The 15,550-nt window shown below is 34.5% G+C and carries 20 protein-coding genes and 6 pseudogenes; 16 read left to right on the forward strand and 10 right to left on the reverse strand.

Going from position 1 to position 15,550, the window contains the following annotated elements:
* From rocR to BAU23_RS08595, 5 genes are all read left to right on the forward strand, one after another.
* Positions 1 to 1,361: arginine utilization transcriptional regulator RocR (gene rocR / locus BAU23_RS08575; RefSeq protein ID WP_071734117.1), on the forward strand; the 1,361-nt coding region annotated here is incomplete at its 5' end.
* 210 nt (positions 1,362 to 1,571) lie between these two features.
* Positions 1,572 to 2,990 carry a lysine 2,3-aminomutase gene (gene kamA, locus BAU23_RS08580; RefSeq protein ID WP_000902139.1) on the forward strand — a complete coding sequence of 473 codons (1,419 nt, stop codon included), beginning with the start codon at positions 1,572 to 1,574 and terminating at the stop codon, positions 2,988 to 2,990.
* Entirely contained in the window at positions 2,987 to 3,259 is a 273-nt protein-coding gene (locus BAU23_RS08585) for a YokU family protein (protein WP_000995768.1), read from the forward strand. Before kamA ends, BAU23_RS08585 begins: the two co-directional genes overlap by 4 nt.
* Before the next feature lie 72 nt (positions 3,260 to 3,331).
* The gene (locus tag BAU23_RS08590; RefSeq protein WP_001044016.1) at positions 3,332 to 3,547 is read left to right on the forward strand and encodes a YozE family protein; all 216 of its coding nucleotides are present in this window, start codon (positions 3,332 to 3,334) and stop codon (positions 3,545 to 3,547) included.
* 273 nt (positions 3,548 to 3,820) lie between these two features.
* A complete protein-coding gene (locus BAU23_RS08595; protein WP_000101504.1) occupies positions 3,821 to 4,483 on the forward strand; it encodes a hypothetical protein in 663 nt (220 codons plus the stop codon).
* Between the two features lie 4 nt (positions 4,484 to 4,487).
* On the opposite strand, the gene BAU23_RS08600 is transcribed toward BAU23_RS08595, so the two are convergent.
* Complete coding sequence (locus BAU23_RS08600) at positions 4,488 to 4,655, reverse strand: DUF3930 family protein (RefSeq protein ID WP_000456539.1); 168 nt, start codon at positions 4,653 to 4,655, stop codon at positions 4,488 to 4,490.
* 150 nt (positions 4,656 to 4,805) lie between these two features.
* Here BAU23_RS08600 and BAU23_RS08605 point away from each other — a divergent pair, with 150 nt between their 5' ends.
* The 5 genes from BAU23_RS08605 (at position 4,806) to BAU23_RS08625 (ending at position 7,548) form a co-directional block, all read left to right on the forward strand.
* Positions 4,806 to 4,985 carry a YozD family protein gene (locus BAU23_RS08605; protein ID WP_000658453.1) on the forward strand — a complete coding sequence of 60 codons (180 nt, stop codon included), beginning with the start codon at positions 4,806 to 4,808 and terminating at the stop codon, positions 4,983 to 4,985.
* 109 nt (positions 4,986 to 5,094) lie between these two features.
* Positions 5,095 to 5,277: a hypothetical protein gene (locus tag BAU23_RS08610; protein WP_002075813.1), complete on the forward strand. Its 183-nt coding sequence runs from the start codon at positions 5,095 to 5,097 to the stop codon at positions 5,275 to 5,277.
* On the forward strand, positions 5,277 to 6,098 hold the full coding sequence (locus BAU23_RS08615) for a serine/threonine protein kinase (RefSeq protein ID WP_071734119.1): 822 nt from the start codon (positions 5,277 to 5,279) through the stop codon (positions 6,096 to 6,098). The genes BAU23_RS08610 and BAU23_RS08615 overlap by 1 nt, the downstream gene beginning before the upstream one ends.
* On the forward strand, positions 6,080 to 6,835 hold the full coding sequence (locus BAU23_RS08620) for a sporulation protein (RefSeq protein WP_000486615.1): 756 nt from the start codon (positions 6,080 to 6,082) through the stop codon (positions 6,833 to 6,835). Before BAU23_RS08615 ends, BAU23_RS08620 begins: the two co-directional genes overlap by 19 nt.
* 77 nt (positions 6,836 to 6,912) lie before the next feature.
* Positions 6,913 to 7,548, forward strand: coding sequence for a phosphatase PAP2 family protein (locus BAU23_RS08625; RefSeq protein ID WP_016129318.1), 636 nt, complete (start codon positions 6,913 to 6,915; stop codon positions 7,546 to 7,548).
* On the opposite strand, the gene BAU23_RS08630 is transcribed toward BAU23_RS08625, so the two are convergent.
* Positions 7,538 to 8,419 (reverse strand): cation diffusion facilitator family transporter, encoded by an 882-nt coding sequence (locus tag BAU23_RS08630; protein WP_000377834.1) that lies wholly within the window; start codon positions 8,417 to 8,419, stop codon positions 7,538 to 7,540. The two genes, BAU23_RS08625 and BAU23_RS08630, sit on opposite strands and share 11 nt — an antisense overlap.
* A 214-nt stretch (positions 8,420 to 8,633) precedes the next feature.
* On the opposite strand from BAU23_RS08630, the gene BAU23_RS08635 reads away from it, so the two are divergent.
* The gene (locus BAU23_RS08635; protein ID WP_000733265.1) at positions 8,634 to 9,044 is read left to right on the forward strand and encodes a YhfM domain-containing protein; all 411 of its coding nucleotides are present in this window, start codon (positions 8,634 to 8,636) and stop codon (positions 9,042 to 9,044) included.
* A 36-nt stretch (positions 9,045 to 9,080) separates the two neighbouring features.
* On the opposite strand, the gene BAU23_RS08640 is transcribed toward BAU23_RS08635, so the two are convergent.
* Together BAU23_RS08640 and BAU23_RS30900 are read right to left on the reverse strand one after the other, a co-directional pair.
* Positions 9,081 to 9,395 carry a thioredoxin family protein gene (locus BAU23_RS08640; RefSeq protein WP_000658777.1) on the reverse strand — a complete coding sequence of 105 codons (315 nt, stop codon included), beginning with the start codon at positions 9,393 to 9,395 and terminating at the stop codon, positions 9,081 to 9,083.
* Positions 9,396 to 9,438: 43 nt separating this feature from the next.
* A pseudogene (locus BAU23_RS30900) lies at positions 9,439 to 9,762 on the reverse strand (site-specific integrase).
* A 769-nt stretch (positions 9,763 to 10,531) separates the two neighbouring features.
* Here BAU23_RS30900 and BAU23_RS30535 point away from each other — a divergent pair.
* Positions 10,532 to 10,990, forward strand: coding sequence for a hypothetical protein (locus BAU23_RS30535; protein WP_116733284.1), 459 nt, complete (start codon positions 10,532 to 10,534; stop codon positions 10,988 to 10,990).
* Here BAU23_RS30535 and BAU23_RS08655 read toward each other — a convergent pair.
* A pseudogene (locus BAU23_RS08655) lies at positions 10,911 to 11,099 on the reverse strand (exosporium leader peptide-containing protein); the annotation flags it as partial. The gene BAU23_RS30535 and the pseudogene BAU23_RS08655 overlap by 80 nt on opposite strands.
* 131 nt (positions 11,100 to 11,230) lie before the next feature.
* Here BAU23_RS08655 and BAU23_RS29705 point away from each other — a divergent pair.
* Positions 11,231 to 11,326 (forward strand): annotated as a pseudogene (locus BAU23_RS29705) (DNA (cytosine-5-)-methyltransferase); the annotation flags it as partial.
* A pseudogene (locus tag BAU23_RS08660) lies at positions 11,326 to 11,742 on the forward strand (N-acetylmuramoyl-L-alanine amidase C-terminal domain-containing protein); the annotation flags it as partial. The pseudogenes BAU23_RS29705 and BAU23_RS08660, both read left to right, overlap by 1 nt.
* Before the next feature lie 54 nt (positions 11,743 to 11,796).
* On the opposite strand, the gene BAU23_RS08665 reads toward BAU23_RS08660, so the two are convergent.
* Positions 11,797 to 12,099: a contact-dependent growth inhibition system immunity protein gene (locus tag BAU23_RS08665; RefSeq protein ID WP_071734123.1), complete on the reverse strand. Its 303-nt coding sequence runs from the start codon at positions 12,097 to 12,099 to the stop codon at positions 11,797 to 11,799.
* A gap of 57 nt (positions 12,100 to 12,156) precedes the next feature.
* On the opposite strand from BAU23_RS08665, the pseudogene BAU23_RS08670 reads away from it, so the two are divergent.
* Positions 12,157 to 12,416: pseudogene (locus tag BAU23_RS08670) on the forward strand (hypothetical protein); the annotation flags it as partial.
* A 454-nt stretch (positions 12,417 to 12,870) separates the two neighbouring features.
* Here the strand turns inward: BAU23_RS08670 and BAU23_RS08675 are convergent.
* From BAU23_RS08675 to BAU23_RS08690, 3 genes and pseudogenes are all read right to left on the reverse strand, one after another.
* Positions 12,871 to 13,284 carry a hypothetical protein gene (locus tag BAU23_RS08675; protein WP_000273070.1) on the reverse strand — a complete coding sequence of 138 codons (414 nt, stop codon included), beginning with the start codon at positions 13,282 to 13,284 and terminating at the stop codon, positions 12,871 to 12,873.
* A 212-nt stretch (positions 13,285 to 13,496) separates the two neighbouring features.
* Positions 13,497 to 13,770 (reverse strand): annotated as a pseudogene (locus BAU23_RS08680) (hypothetical protein).
* Positions 13,771 to 14,027: 257 nt separating this feature from the next.
* The gene (locus BAU23_RS08690) at positions 14,028 to 14,555 is read right to left on the reverse strand and encodes a site-specific integrase (RefSeq protein WP_016129350.1); all 528 of its coding nucleotides are present in this window, start codon (positions 14,553 to 14,555) and stop codon (positions 14,028 to 14,030) included.
* A 157-nt stretch (positions 14,556 to 14,712) separates the two neighbouring features.
* Between BAU23_RS08690 and BAU23_RS30910 the strand changes: the two genes are divergently transcribed.
* Positions 14,713 to 14,892: a hypothetical protein gene (locus tag BAU23_RS30910; RefSeq protein WP_071734201.1), complete on the forward strand. Its 180-nt coding sequence runs from the start codon at positions 14,713 to 14,715 to the stop codon at positions 14,890 to 14,892.
* Here the strand turns inward: BAU23_RS30910 and BAU23_RS08700 are convergent.
* Complete coding sequence (locus BAU23_RS08700) at positions 14,875 to 15,483, reverse strand: hypothetical protein (RefSeq protein WP_016129351.1); 609 nt, start codon at positions 15,481 to 15,483, stop codon at positions 14,875 to 14,877. The two genes, BAU23_RS30910 and BAU23_RS08700, sit on opposite strands and share 18 nt — an antisense overlap.
* Between the last annotated feature and the right edge of the window lie 67 nt (positions 15,484 to 15,550).

Here is a 15,550-nt window from a genome sequence, read left to right on the forward strand (position 1 = left end):
AAGAAGTCATTGAAGCGATTTTGGGCAGTATTGATGAGGCTATACACGCAGTAGATGAAAATGGTATTACGATTTTTTACAATACCGTTGCGGCAAAACATGATGGATCGAAAATTGAAAAAGTGTTAGGAAAGCATTTGTTAGAAGCGTTCCCTTCTTTATCTAGGGACACGAGTACATTGATGAAGGTGTTAGATACAAAAAAACCAATTGTACATCAAGTGCAGCATTATCAAAATTTAAATGGAGAAGATGTTTGTACCGTAAATACGACGTTACCTATTTTAATAGATGGGAATATTGCTGGTGCTGTTGAAATTGCAAAGGACTATTCTACAATTCAAAAACTTACTGATACAATAGTTGATTTACAGTCAAAAATAAAGCGATCATCTGGCAAAAAAGCGCTAAAAAAGCATGTTGCATTTGAGACGATAGTAACTAATGATGCTCGGTTTAAACAGACGAAAGAATTAGCGCAAAAAGTAGCGCCAACTGATGCAAATGTTTTAATATATGGTGAAACCGGAACAGGTAAAGAGCTATTTGTGCAAGCGATTCATGAAGCTTCAAAACGGAAAAGTAAGCCCTTTATTGCACAAAACTGCGCAGCTTTGCCAGAGTCGCTATTAGAAAGTTTATTGTTTGGAACGACAAAAGGAAGCTATACAGGGGCAATTGAACGAGCTGGATTATTTGAACTTGTGGATGGTGGAACATTGTTTTTAGATGAACTGAATTCAATGCCGCTCGATTTACAAGCGAAAATGCTACGTGTATTAGAGGATGGAGTTATTCGTCGCATTGGTGATAATAAGACGAGAAAAGTAGATGTTCGCGTTATTACTGCAATGAATCAGCCTCCAGAAGTATGTTTAAGAGAAAATAAAATCCGCACTGATTTATACTATCGATTAAATGTGTTTTCATTATATATCCCGCCACTTCGCGAAAGAACTGAGGATGTACTGTTATTAGCGTCTTACTTTTTGAAAGAATATAATAAAAGTTATAAAAAAGGTGTACTTCAAATGGATAAGGAAGCGAAAGAAAGATTACAAGCTTATCAATGGCCTGGAAACGTTCGTGAGTTAAAACATACGATTGAACATGCTGTCATTATTGCGGAAGGGAGTTCATTAACCGCAAAGTGTTTACCACGTACATTTAGGAAAGAGAAACTTCCGAAAAATAAAAGTATATTACCGCTTAGGGAAGCTCTTCATCAAACGGAAAAGGAATTAATAGATCAAGCGTTAATTGAAACGGAAGGGAATATTTTGCAAGCAGCAAAAATGTTAGGTATTCCGCGTCAAACGCTTCAATATAAACTGAGCAAGTACGACAAAACCGCCGAATAATCGGCGGTTTTTGTGTGTTTGCACCAATAAAAGAGCGTTTACATATATAAAAAGTAATGAATATGATAGTAAATATTGTGTTAGTACTGCACTTGAAAATATTTTTCCTCATATATAATAGGGTATTTCTCACATTTACTTATCAAGAATATGAAGTTGGCATAATTATTGCTTATATAAAGGATGAGCGTATAAAAAGGGGGAATAGCAATGTTACATGATGTATACAAACCAAATCGTCACTGGAAGGATATTGAATTATGGAAAGATGTTACAGAAGAACAATGGAATGATTGGGTTTGGCAATTAACGAATACGATCAAAACTTTAGATGACTTAAAGAAAGTAATTAACTTAACACCTGACGAAGAAGAAGGCGTTAAAATTTCAACGAAAACGATCCCGTTAAACATTACACCGTACTATGCTTGGCTAATGAATCCTGATGACCCACGCTGTCCGATTCGGATGCAATCAGTACCGATTTCGGAAGAGTTATATAAAACAAAATATGATTTAGAAGATCCTCTTCATGAAGATGAAGATTCACCAGTTCCAGGATTAACGCATCGTTATCCAGACCGTGTACTATTTTTAGTAACGAATCAATGTTCTATGTATTGTCGTTACTGTACACGTCGTCGTTTTAGTGGACAAATTGGGATGGGCGTACCGAAAAAGCAATTAGATGATGCGATTGCTTATATTAGTGAAACACCACAAGTACGTGACGTTTTAATTTCTGGCGGTGATGGACTTCTAATTAATGATAAAATTTTAGAATATGTATTAAAGAATTTACGAGCAATCCCGCATGTTGAGATTATTCGTATCGGAACGAGAGCGCCAGTTGTATTCCCACAGCGTATTACAGAAAACCTGTGTAACATAATTAAAAAATACCATCCAGTATGGTTAAATACGCATTTTAATACTTCAATTGAGATTACAGAAGAATCGAAACTAGCATGTGAAATGCTTGCAAATGCAGGTGTTCCAATTGGAAACCAAGCTGTAATTTTAGCTGGAATTAATGACAGCGTTCCAATTATGAAAAAACTTATGCATGATTTAGTGAAAATTCGTGTTCGTCCATATTATATTTACCAATGTGATTTATCAGAAGGTATCGGTCATTTCCGTGCACCAGTTTCTAAAGGATTAGAAATTATTGAAGGCTTACGTGGACATACGTCTGGTTATGCAGTACCAACTTTCGTTGTCGATGCACCGGGTGGAGGCGGAAAAATTGCGCTTCAGCCAAACTATTTAATTTCACAAAGTGCGGATAAAGTTGTTCTTCGTAACTTTGAAGGGGTTATTACAACGTATCCAGAACCAGAAAACTATATCCCAGGAAGAGCAGAAGGCTACTTTAAAGAAATTTATCCGACTTATGAAGAGAAACGTTCTGATATCGGTGTTGCAGGATTGATGAGTGATAAGAAATTTAATCTTGTTCCAGATGATTTACAACGTATGAATCGCCGTAAAGATTATGAAGTCAATGAAACGCATGCTTCTTTAAAAGATAAACGTGATAAGCGTGATCAATTAAAAGATAAAAAATATCAAGCGCAAATGGCAAAGTTAGATGATGACAAAAAAAATGAGGGTGACGCAGTATGAATTGTATGTGGTGTGACAGTACAGAAGCGAAAGAAAGCTTGAATACTGTATATTGGGAGTTACCAGATGGTACGAAAGCCATTGAAATCCAAAAGACACCATGTATTACTTGTTCCTCATGTGGAATGGACTATCAATCAGACCATACTGTAAAAGAAATTGAAGACCAGTTGTTTTTAATTTATACGAAAGATTTGCCAAAACAACTAACATACGAAGAGTTGATGGGAAGACCACGTTTATTAAAAAGAAATTATTTCGACTTTTAACCAGCTTTTATGCTGGTTTTTTTCTATTTCGCCTTGTATAATGTACCCAAGTTAGAAAGGTAGGGAATATTTTTGAATAAGACATTTTACCATTATATGATGAAGCACCGTGCAGCTTTATTTAAAAATGAAATATCAGATTTAGCAGAGGCTATGTATGATGATTTAAGCTTTCCGAAGCAATCTGAAGACTATGATGAAATTAGTTCATATTTAGAGTTAAGTGGAATGATAGAAAGTATGTCTATATTTGATGAAGCATGGGATTTATATATACAAGAGAGATAACGATATTGAAGTGCTACGTAAATGAAAACATAAGGAATACATTACTCAAAATAAGTGAAGTATTTCTTATGTTTTTTTATTAAAGTTCGTCTTGCTGTTAGAACATAAATGTTAAGTAAAAGCTAGTATATTTACTAGCTTTTTTGAGTTATACACACATTCTACTTTTTTTATTGAAAAAATTTATGAATATAAGCTTCTGTGATAAGCGTTTTTATGTAGGTTGCATATACTGTTATCAAAATCACGACGTTAAAAAAAGGAGAGATATAGATGGCAAGGAAAAAACAACCTAAATACAACGTAGGGGACATTGTCGTGATTACGCTATATGGAACCGTTGGGAAAGTTACAAATATGAAAGTTTTAGATGGAGTTTACGTATACGAAGTAAATAATCACGATGGGTTTTACGTTGAGCAAACTTTGCAGCACGTAACAGAGCAAGAAATGAAAAAGGGCGACACAGAGTGGATTGAATTAAATTATAACTTTACGTTTGGTGATCTCGTGCAAGTAACTGGGTATGATAAAGACGTTTTTCGTATTGTTGGTTTTCGTACAGAAGTATGGAGATATAAAAATGATGCATGGGAAGATACTATATATGAATTGTCACGAATTACGGATGGTGAATGGTTAGAAGCTGATGAATCTGATTTAACATTACTTGCTAATGCACAAACGGCAAATGCAATTTTGAAGAAAATGAAACAAGATAAAGCTGGTATGAATAAATTGGATTTAGGAAAATTGAAGTCAATTAACAATTCGAAAAAAGTAAGTGTAAAGACGAATCGCCAAGAAATTATTGATGGATTATTAGATATTTATAATGATTATCATTTGTTATTCGATACATTTAAAGATGAAGAATACAAAATTGTTATGGATGTTGTTCATAATTATTTAGTTAAATTGACAGAGAAAAAATAGCTAACTAGAAAGAGAGAATAAATTGAACAACAACATATGCAGTATAAGGTATGCCTACAATTATTAAAAAAATAAAAAGCCATTTAATAAGAGAGTCTGCCCATTGATCTTCATGCATGAACTCTTCTTTTGTTTGCCCTACTTCTTGATCTACTTTATATTGGTATTCCATAATTATTTCCCCCTTTTTGATAGCTTGTACTACCATCGTATGCACCTCGTCCAAAAGATATGACCTATAAAAAAAGAAAAACTATTTTTCTAATCTCATATACATAATTTTGAGATTTTTTCATAAAACAGAAATAAAGGAGTGATGCTCATGAAGGAAATTGAAGTCGTAATTGATACGGAAGAGATTGCGGAGTTTTTTTATGAGCAACTAATTGAAAGAGGATACGTTCCAAAAAGAGAAGAAGTTGAGGACCTAGCAGATATTACATTTGAGTATTTATTAGAGAAATGCATGATTGATGAAGTTTTTGATGAAGAGGAAGATTGAAAGTAACGACGGGCTTAACTCGTCGTTTTTTACTCTTTACAAACTTGTCACAAACAGAGACTACAATTATTGGTATAATTAAAAGAAATTTTATACAAGAGGTGAAGGGATGTTCAAAAAAATTATTGATTCTTTATTAGGAAAGAAAAAATATCGTTCGTATTCAAGTAGTGATTATCGCCGTAGAGGGCGCTCTTATTCAAGTAGCGATTATAAACGACGTTCATCTGATTATGGGCATCATCATTATAAAAGAAAACGTAAAAGCCGTAGCTTCTTTTCAAGTAGCTGATGAAATGGCGTCGTATACTAGCTTTATTTGATAGACCACTGCGAAAAAATACAATTGTTGCAGAACGTTATAGCATTGAATCAGTAATTGGAATGGGCAGTTATGGGGTTACATATGTCGTTAATGATTTACAAATAAATAAATATAAAGTCTTAAAACAATTAAGACAAAGTAAACAAAGATATGAGTCTGGTAGAAAATCATTTGAACAAGAGAAAATGATTTTACAAACATTAAATCATCATGCAATTCCTAGTCTATATGATCATTTCGTATGGGAGAAAAAGAGCTTTTTTGTGATGGAGTATATGCCGGGAGAAAATCTCGAAGATTATATTTTCTTGGATGGGCATGTATATGAAGAACGAGAAGTTTTTGAAATTTTATATGAAATATTAGGAATTGTTTCGGTTTTTCATAGTAAAGGTATCATTCACCGAGATTTACGTATTCCGAATATATTAATGAAAGAAAATCAAATTAGTATTATTGATTTTGGATTGGCTAAATTGAAAGGTGAGGGTGATGAGCGAGCTACAACTTATGAAGGAGAACAAGCTTTGATGCGAGAAGTTCACTTTCGTAGCGATTTTTATGCGCTCGGTCATTTCGTATTATTTTTACTGTATGCTGGTTATGAATCCACTGAAAAAAAAGAAAAACCTTGGTATGAAGAGTTAATATTGGAAGAGTATAACCGCGAAATGCTAATGCGAATGTTACAAATGAAAGCGCCATACTATGAGAATGTACAAGACTTGAAAAAAGATGTAGCTTACGCTTTAGAAAGGATGGAGGCCCCATGTTTCAAAAGTTTTTAGCAAGTGTTGGTATTGGTAGTGCAAAAGTAGATACTGTTCTTGAAAAAGATGAGTATATAGTTGGAGAAGAGATAGTAGGAAAGGTTCATATAACTGGAGGCTCAGTTAGCCAACAAATTGAAAGTATTTACTTAACGTTATCGACGTCTTATGTAAGAGAAGTGGATGATAAAAAAGTAACGGCAACGTATGATTTGGAGCGAGTTCGTTTAACAGATCCATTTTCTGTAGAGCCAAATGAAAAAGTGGAAATTCCATTTTCGTTTTCAATGCCAATTGAAGCGCCACTAACACTTGGAATGAAAACGGTTTGGGTTCATACAGGCCTTGATATTAAACGTAGTATTGATCCAAGTGACCGCGACTATATCCAAGTGTTGCCGAATGCACTATTGAATAGTGTATTAAACAGTGTAAATCAATTAGGTTTTAAAGCGCGTCATATAGAATGCGAAGAATTACCGTATCGATTACGTAAGCAAGTCCCATTTGCGCAAGAATTTGAGTTTGTGCCTGTTTCCGGAGAGTATTATGGGAAATTAGATGAACTAGAATTATTAATCTTGCCAAGTGCTTACGACCGTTTAGAAATTATTATGGAAGTAGATAGAAAATCACGTGGATTGGCTGGTTTATTCGCAGAAGCGCTTGATCTTGATGAGAAGGTTATTCGCTTTACAGTAACAAGCGAAGATATTCCAACGATGCAGCAAAAAATTAACAATTATATTTTTTAATAAACTATGCATAAAAAAGAAATGGAGAGGAAAACTAAAACAACCGCTCCATTTTTTTGCATAGTGAGGTTATGTATGTGAAACGATATCGACATTTATACTTGTTAAGTTGTACATTACTCATTTGTTTTGTCGCACTATCACTTTCGTATCATACCGCTTGTATTGAAAAAATTGATAATGTAGTCGCACACTTTATTCAAAGTTTCCGAAACGATTATTTGACAACCTATTTTACTTGGATGTCCTTTATCGGTTCAAAAAGAATATATTTCCCGTTACTCATTATACTTGTAATGTATTTTCTCGTTAGAAAAAAACTGCTAAGTGCATTACTTCTAACAATAAATTATTACGGATCTCGTTATTTGAACAGTATGCTCAAACTATGGTATGAACGGGCAAGACCAGATGTGACACAGCTTGTTACGGCAACTGGATATAGCTTTCCGAGCGGGCATACGATGAATGCTACTGCTTTTTTAGGATTTATTGCATACGTCACAATTACAGAAGATCGTATTTCATTGCATAAAAAGTTGCTGATTATTTTTATAGCGAGCTTCGTTGTATTATCTATTTCAGTTAGCCGAATTTATCTTGGCGTGCACTATCCATCTGATATATTGGCCGGATGGGCAGCGGGCGGTAGCTGGCTCGTTTTATGTGTTATATTTCATAAGGCGTTCATCAAAAAAGAACCTATGTCATAATAGGTTCTTTTTGCATGGGCTCCACATGAATATGAGCATGGTATATTCCGAATTTCTTTCGAAGCATTTCCTCAATATTGTCAGTGATACAATGGCTTTCGCGTACATCCATTCGAGCATCAACCTCAATTGTAATATCTACATACGTTTGATTTCCGTACATACGAGCGCGAATATCTACAATATGTTCTACACCTGAAATATGCCCGATAGCATCAGCATATTCATCCATTTTTTCAGGGTCAATTCCATCTGTTAGCATATGAGAAGCTTCTACAAAAATTTCCCATGCGGTTTTACAAATAATAAGACCGACAATTAAAGCGGCAATAGGGTCTAAAATAGGCATTTTGAACTGTGATCCGACTATACCTATTACTGTACCAATACTTACGAGTGCATCTGATAAATTATCTTTTGCAGCGGCTTCTAACGACTTACTCTTTGTTTGAATCGCAATCTTTTTCGTATATTTATATACGAAATACATTACGACGGCAGAAAATAAAGCAACCCACGCAGCGAGTACATTAGGCGCTGCTTGTTTCGGATTTAAAAACGATTGAATTGCACTAATCACAACTTCTAATCCGACCGTTGCCATAATAAAAGAAGCAACAAGTGATGCAATTTGTTCTGCACGCGAATGCCCATATGGATGATCTGGGTCGCGAGGCTTACGAGAAATTTTCAGGCCAATTAATATTGCTAAAGAAGCACCAATATCCGTTAAGTTATTCAATCCATCAGCACGTAATGCGCTAGAGAGGGTAATATAACTGATGATAATTTTCAAAGAGGATAAAAATATGTAGGCCATAATGCTGACAATAGCACCTTTATCAGCTTCTTTATGAGAAAGAGAATCCAATTTAATCACTCACCTTCCTATAAGGAATTTCTTTCTATACATAGAGTATCAAACGAAACTCGTGTGGGTCTATACAAACATTGTTGACGTTTTATAGCTTTTTAAGAAGGGGATAACAAAGTTTCGTTAAGGAAAAATATGTTGTAAAGTGCAAAGTTAGGGTGTGAAATTAATTAGAATTCTTTTACAATTAAAGGTGTGGGAGGGGAAGAGAATGAAAAAACTAATATTTTTCTTACTATGTATTGTTCTTATAATGACTGGGTGTAATTCATCAAATATTGAAAATGTGAAGGAACATAATATTTCTAAAGTATCCATATCTACTTTTAATGGCTACGGTGGATTAAATGAAAATTATTTTCTAAACATAGAAGACAAACAAATAATCAATGAAATTAATAATATGTTTAATGGCATGAAAAAACAAAAGAGAAGAGGCGAAACACCACAATACGATCTACTAATTACATATGAAAATAGTGATACGAAGGGTATACACTTATACCTCGGAGATGAAGGAGAAAGGAGTGTAATTATGTACATTGGTCATGAAGAAACTGTATACTACACTTCTGAAGAAATGACGAAACAACTACGAAAGATAATTGTGAAAAAAGATTAAAACCCTCTAGAAAATATTTTTCAGAGGGTTTTAATCTTAGTATGCTTCTAAAAACTCAGTAACTTGCTCTTCAGTTTTTGCGTTAGCACTATGTAAGTGGCCTAGCTTCTCGCCATTTTGATAAACAAGCAGGCTTGGAATACCCATTACTTGATACTCTTCCGCGATACTTGGGAACTCATCTTTATTAATAGAATACCATTCAAACTTATTGAACTCCTCCATTACATCTCCGATAAAGTTGTCCATTCGCACGCAATCCGGGCACCATGTAGTAAAGAACTTAACAACTACTGGCTCCTCGCTCGCGATGATGTCTTTGAATTCTTGTTCAGATTTGATTTCTTTCATGTTTTTGACTCCTCTCAATGTCACACGGATAAGCTAGTATTTTTTATGCAAAATCCGTAACTGCAAAATCTTCGACTGCTTTTTCTTGTAGGTCTGGTATACATATGAGTAGGTGTCTAATTTGATCCCTACTCTTTTATGTCCTAATCGTTTACTTACGATTTTCGGATTTACGCCTTATATCCTGCAAACGAATATTAGGAACCTCACTTTTCTTTATAAGCTTTTTCAGGAGCTGTGTCAAACTTCTGAAATTGCACGGGTTACCATTATAGGTTGGGCAAACTAAATCATAATTATTATTTCCATCGCCATACCGTTCTTTTTCTTCATTGATTTTTTGAAGATGTCCTTGAAGAGCCAGCAGAGTAATTTCAGGTAAAACAATTAATCTCTTTCCTGAAGATGTTTTAGGCTCATGAAACTCTTTGGTAATATGCGAGAGGGAATGATTAACAGATAAGGTACGTCTGTCAAAATCAATATCCTTCCATACAAGAACGTTGGGGAGCTTGGTTACAAAGGTTTGCAGAATGGGAAAAGGGGAGCAGCGTGAGCAATGTTGTTCGAGGCTACCCAAAAGGAAGGTACGCAGTATAAGTAAAAAAGGACAAGCAGTCGTACCTGCTGTCCTTTATAGGAGAAAAATTATTCTGGATTAAAACTACGAATAACCAGAAAACGCGCTTTTAACCAGTGTTGTCAAAGATGTAATAATCTATGCAATAAAAAAGCTTAGTCGGAATTCAAAATACCAAAATGGCTTGCATTGGTAAACAGGCTCAAGAGTAGTATATGTATAGTGAAAAATCTCATACAAAAAGCAGACAACAATTTTGGTTGTCTGCCAGCGAGTCGAATGAGCTAGTCAATTGTGATAAATTGCTTTCCCATTACAAGAAGAGTGAAGCTGCTAGTTCAAACAGCTTGTAGGTAGTCTTTTCGATATCTTAAAAAATATACAGAGAAAGCAGATAAGTGAAGAACCTACCTGCTTCTGCTGTAACAAAAGAAAGAAGTATTAGCCGTGGATACGGCGGCTTGAAAATAGTATGTATTGGTTTTGAAAAAATATTCAAGGGGTGAAGAGAGGAATGGAATCGATAGTGAATAGTGTATGTGAAACCAATTGGTTAATGAGTGAAACGAAAGCAGAACGCATTCAAATCACATACGAAATTGGCGATATCATCGAACAGAAATGCAGATGTTGTTATTACAATCGTTCAGATAATGCTTGTTTTAGTATTAGTGTTTGTAAAAACTGCCCGACTGGTCAAGAATTACGTCAGTTGGGTAGATATTTTGATACACAACCGAAAGAGCACGGTGGAAAACGAAAAGACAAACCCATCGGACTTACTCCGGAGCGTGTGCGCGAATTGAATCAACAAGGCATTCCAGATAAAGATATTAGCATTATGTATGATCGTAGTCCTTCTTATGTCGGGAAAGTGAAAAAGGAATGGAAGCAAGCTGGTATATGGAGAGGACCAACAATAATGCGGGAAATCAACCGGTGTCGCCGGTCGGTCCAGTGTTCCCTGTCAATCCCGTATTCCCAGTTGGCCCGATTGATCCGGTCGGTCCAGTAGCACCTGTTGAACCAGTGGGACCTGTAGGGAATTGAAAGGGTTGCATAGGTGGAAGTGTCGGCCCAATCGAACCCGGATTTAATGCAGTAGAAGATAAAAACTCGTCCAATATAATTCACCTCTAAAAGTTCGTATTACTAATAGTAAATGCAATGATAGGGCAAAGTGTAATCGACAAGCGGTTGTATTTAGGAAATTTAATAAAAACGCTATTTTAACAGCAAGAAGGGAGGGGTGGCTTTGATTAAAATACTTGAATTATTCGGAGGAATCGGAGCGCCAAGAAAGGCACTTGTTAATTTAGGGATTGATCATAAAGCAATTGATTATGTAGAATGGCAAACGTGAAATGTGACTTTGTATGGATTCCACGTTATGGCGGTAATAAGCCAGCATATCCTTGTGATATTTGGCAGTACACGGAAACGGGAAATGTACCTGGTATCGGAAAATGTGATTTAAACTATCTTGTAGGAAGCAAACCTTTATCCTGGTTTACAGAAGAGAAGCAGTTTGAACAATCTGTTACCAATGTTGGGTATCAATACGTTAAATCTGGTGGTTTTGGCATTTCACTGGTTCAAGAAGTAATAAATGCTATGAATGAGCGTGGAACTAAAGGGAAGGTGGTTTCTGACCCGTCAACTGGATTGGCATACTTAGAAACAGAAGTATTGCCAAATGGTGAGCTTGATAAAATAACAGCTTGGATGGATCAGTGGGACTGGTGGTATGAGTATATTAAAAAATAAACATTAAAAGCCGTCCTTAATTGAAGTGCGCTGCAATTAAGGACGGCTTTTTGTTTATATTTTATTTTTCAATGCTTTTTTTAATAAATCAACTGTTTGTTCAAGCCATTCGAATGGTGTTATTTCTAACCCATCAAAATATATTCCATCTGCAGAAACCCGTATGGATTCATTTTTTTCTGTATTACTATAATCGCTTTGAATAAATTCAGTTAGAAAAATAACAGCGTCTTGTAAATATTCCGTACTTTCTTCTTCAAGTAACTCTTGGAATGCTTCTTCGTAAAATGTATCTTGGTGAAATGTAGCTGCTAAGAACTGATAAACCGGATCTTCTGGATTTTTTTTTAATTGCATATATTTATTTCCTCCTATTAGTCAACTGGATAACCTGTTAAAATGAAATTTCCATTTATTGTAGGTAAGCGTGTTGTTTCTAAAATTAACAATTTACGTTTCTATGACGCTCCATCTTGGCAGGATAAAGATGGAGCTGGTTCTGTAGATGCGGGATTAGGATTTACGATTGATGCGAAAGTAAGTGTAAACGGCTCACTGCAATACAAAGTACACAATAGTAAAGGTAAAACATACTATGTAACAGTAAAGCCTATGTGTATGTGAAATATGATATAAAGATGTATTCAGAACAGTTTGCTGAAAGATATAGATAATACTTTTCTTTAAAATAAAAAACTGAACTAGGTAATTTCCTAATTCAGCTTTTTTAACATGATTTCACCCATATAGAATTTTTCTACCAACAAAATTAACCTTCCACTTTTTACAAGAAGGACATAAATATAATTCAATAACAACAATACTGTCCTCAACTAACTCTTCAAACTTATCAAACGGCATTGTATCAACCATTTTATATACATCCATACATTCACCACATTCACACTTTCTATAGAACGAGAATTAAATACTTCTAAAGCATTATTACATAAGAAGTAAACCAATTCATGTGAAGGCTGTATTTCAGACGCTTCAGCTTCACGCCATACTCTTCTGGGAATCTCAGGTGATACACTTACTAGTCAATCCTCTATTATTTGACGCCAATCGAATAATAGAGTTCGTTTTTATTTAGTTTAAACAATTCTGTTTCTAAAGATATAAATACTAAGACTGTGTATTTTGTTGTAAAAATGCTTCTAAAATTCTCTTAACTGGCAGACTCGATTTTTTCAGTAGACTCTCTGCTTTATCCATTATTTGCTTGTTGGAAGCGATTATTTTTTTATATTCTTCATTGTTAAAAGAACGCAAAGAGTCTATTACATATTCAGCTAATTCATCATTCGCATTGAGTAAATCTAGTAATAAATTGAATCCATTCATCCCAGTATCTTCATCTATACAATATACTAATCTAATTTTATATTTATCATCTCTGTCCTTTAGATTTTGAAGCAATTTATCCCAATCATTTTCAGTAAATTCACTTATCAACTCTTGTACATACATAAACTCATCATCATAGAAGTAGTTATCTGAGCTATTTTCAGATAATACTGCATCTACTTTTTCATACATTTATGTTCCTCCTCTATTTGGTAAATCCACCTGGTAATGGTGCATTAATTTGACCTGTTGGATATCCACTAACTCATCAAACTTAAATTCGGTATTCAAACCAAATGCATCCGTACAATCCAAAGTGCTAAACATAATATGTAAATGCAAATGAAGCTTATGTCCATGTGAATTGAGGTAAAAAAAGTTCTCTCAACCGAGAAACTTTTTATTTATCTCCAACGCCATTCTATTTCATTTGAATCAAAATAGACAGCGGGTATTCCAATTCCCTCTAATTGATCATTTTTAGATACAAACCAATTGTTTTCATCCAATAGAATTGGACTTACATCATCTAAAGATGGATTATTTTCATCTACCATTTTGTTAAGGAAATCTTTGAAATCAGAAATATTATTAGTGAAGTTAATATCCCCATACATCCAAAAACCATCACCATGTGCATTTGAAATATCACCTTATGTCTTTAAAGTATAGTTTCATAGCGAATATCCCTCTCATTTCTTAATGTTAAAGTACTTACTAGGAATTTCCCCTCTTATAAGGTATTCAGTATCCCTTTTAGTCCAATTTAAAGCGAGATTTTTCCAATGATCTGTAGTTGCGGAATCTTGCTTTATTAAACGATCTATTTGCTTAGGGCTCAAAATAGCAACGTCTGTTACTTCTCCTTCTCTAATACCCTTTCTTAAAGCAGGTAAGTCAATATCAATAATATTTTTACCTAGAAACGAAAACTTCTAACAAAAGTTTTTCTTTCCGAATAATTCGTTTGCAAATTGATCCACCGCAGTTTCCTGAAGTCCTGGTACAGCATGTGAATAGGTCTTCAGTGTGATACCTACTCTTTTATGTCCTAATCGTTCACTTACAATCTTTGGATGTATACTTTGTTTTAACATAATTGTTACACGAGTATGTCTAAGATCATGGAACCGAATATCAGGAATCTCACTTTGCTTTATAAGCTTTTTCCAGAGCTGTGTCAAACTTCTGAAATCACATGGGTTACCGTTATACGTTGGGCACACCAAATCGTAGTCATTATAACCTTCACCATATCTCTCTTTTTCCTCTGAGATTTTTTGAAGATGTTCCTGAAGTGCCATTAATGTAATGTCAGGTAAAACAAGCAATCTCTTTCCAGAAGATGTTTTTGGTTCATCGAATTCCTTTGTAATATGAGAGAGGGATCGATTAACAGATAACGTTCGTCTCTCAAAATCAATATCTTTCCATTGTAGACCTAAGATTTCACCTTTACGCATTCCACATGTAATAGCAAGAAGATAAGCGATATAATAACGTTTTTTTTTGCATGTTCTAAAAAACGAAGAACTTCTTCATCAATTAAAAATCAGGGGGGTAACGCTGATTTAGTGGAAAGAGCTCATTATATCACTCTTTCGGAGGAGGTGAGTTAGGATACGGAAATGGTTAAAGAAACTATTTCCGAAAAAACGCCCACCTTGCATTGTTTGTGAGAAACAAGAAGGTGAGCTTCACTTAAAAGAAACGAATTGGATTTTTGAAAATTGTGCCCAAATTACGCATGAACAAGGTATTGAAATAGATACCTATAGCCTTTTACACCTTATTCCATAAATAAGAAAGCTGGTGGGCTTCTGATTCAAGAGCTATTAAATGATCATTATTAATAGAGTTATTCGTATACATTCTGTTCTTTTGGATGTTAAGGACAGTATAATTCGCATCGTTATATTCATTTGAAAATGTTGATTCATTTAATAATGTTAGTGTTGAGTTGATGTTATATTTATCAATTCGCTCTTTTTTTCCTTTGAAAAACAGTTTAATAAGATGCGGCTCATCATTAATGAGCAAACCGAGTTCAGGTGATGAGCGGACGATTAAATTATCTGATAACCAATGTGATTTACCTGGATCAAACCAAGAGACTTCTTTGTTTTTAATAAATTTTTTGTACTGCTTTATAACATCAATGTAGTTTTGCTTTTTCTTCTGATCAACAGTTTGTACTAATGTTTCAAAACAGTCAAAAGGTAGTTCGTTTTTATGAAATTTAATAACAGTTTCTCGTAATTGTTTCCAGTAATCAAAAACCGGGTGATATTCAGGTTGAGATTTTAAATTCTTTACAAAATTTGTTTTAGCTGCACTACTTTTCAGTGTGAAGTCTAAAAATTGTGTAAGTCCCACTTTAATTTTCGCCATGTTACACCTCCTTTCCAAATGTTACTAATTCAATATTGGAAAGGGAAATCCTGCATTTTTAAGGAGG

It is taken from the genome of Bacillus nitratireducens (assembly GCF_001884135.1).
GTDB classification, from domain to species: domain Bacteria; phylum Bacillota; class Bacilli; order Bacillales; family Bacillaceae_G; genus Bacillus_A; species Bacillus_A nitratireducens.

Coding starts and splice junctions, on each gene's coding strand:
- kamA (WP_000902139.1), top strand. CDS start 1,572: ATGTTACATGATGTATACAAACCAAATCGTCACTGGAAGGATATTGAA.
- BAU23_RS08585 (WP_000995768.1), top strand. CDS start 2,987: ATGAATTGTATGTGGTGTGACAGTACAGAAGCGAAAGAAAGCTTGAAT.
- BAU23_RS08595 (WP_000101504.1), top strand. CDS start 3,821: ATGGCAAGGAAAAAACAACCTAAATACAACGTAGGGGACATTGTCGTG.
- BAU23_RS08600 (WP_000456539.1), bottom strand. CDS start 4,655: ATGGAATACCAATATAAAGTAGATCAAGAAGTAGGGCAAACAAAAGAA.
- BAU23_RS08605 (WP_000658453.1), top strand. CDS start 4,806: ATGAAGGAAATTGAAGTCGTAATTGATACGGAAGAGATTGCGGAGTTT.
- BAU23_RS08610 (WP_002075813.1), top strand. CDS start 5,095: ATGTTCAAAAAAATTATTGATTCTTTATTAGGAAAGAAAAAATATCGT.
- BAU23_RS08615 (WP_071734119.1), top strand. CDS start 5,277: ATGAAATGGCGTCGTATACTAGCTTTATTTGATAGACCACTGCGAAAA.
- BAU23_RS08620 (WP_000486615.1), top strand. CDS start 6,080: ATGTTTCAAAAGTTTTTAGCAAGTGTTGGTATTGGTAGTGCAAAAGTA.
- BAU23_RS08635 (WP_000733265.1), top strand. CDS start 8,634: ATGAAAAAACTAATATTTTTCTTACTATGTATTGTTCTTATAATGACT.
- BAU23_RS08640 (WP_000658777.1), bottom strand. CDS start 9,395: ATGAAAGAAATCAAATCTGAACAAGAATTCAAAGACATCATCGCGAGC.
- BAU23_RS30535 (WP_116733284.1), top strand. CDS start 10,532: ATGAGTGAAACGAAAGCAGAACGCATTCAAATCACATACGAAATTGGC.
- BAU23_RS08665 (WP_071734123.1), bottom strand. CDS start 12,099: ATGCAATTAAAAAAAAATCCAGAAGATCCGGTTTATCAGTTCTTAGCA.
- BAU23_RS08675 (WP_000273070.1), bottom strand. CDS start 13,284: ATGTATGAAAAAGTAGATGCAGTATTATCTGAAAATAGCTCAGATAAC.
- BAU23_RS08690 (WP_016129350.1), bottom strand. CDS start 14,555: ATGCGTAAAGGTGAAATCTTAGGTCTACAATGGAAAGATATTGATTTT.
- BAU23_RS08700 (WP_016129351.1), bottom strand. CDS start 15,483: ATGGCGAAAATTAAAGTGGGACTTACACAATTTTTAGACTTCACACTG.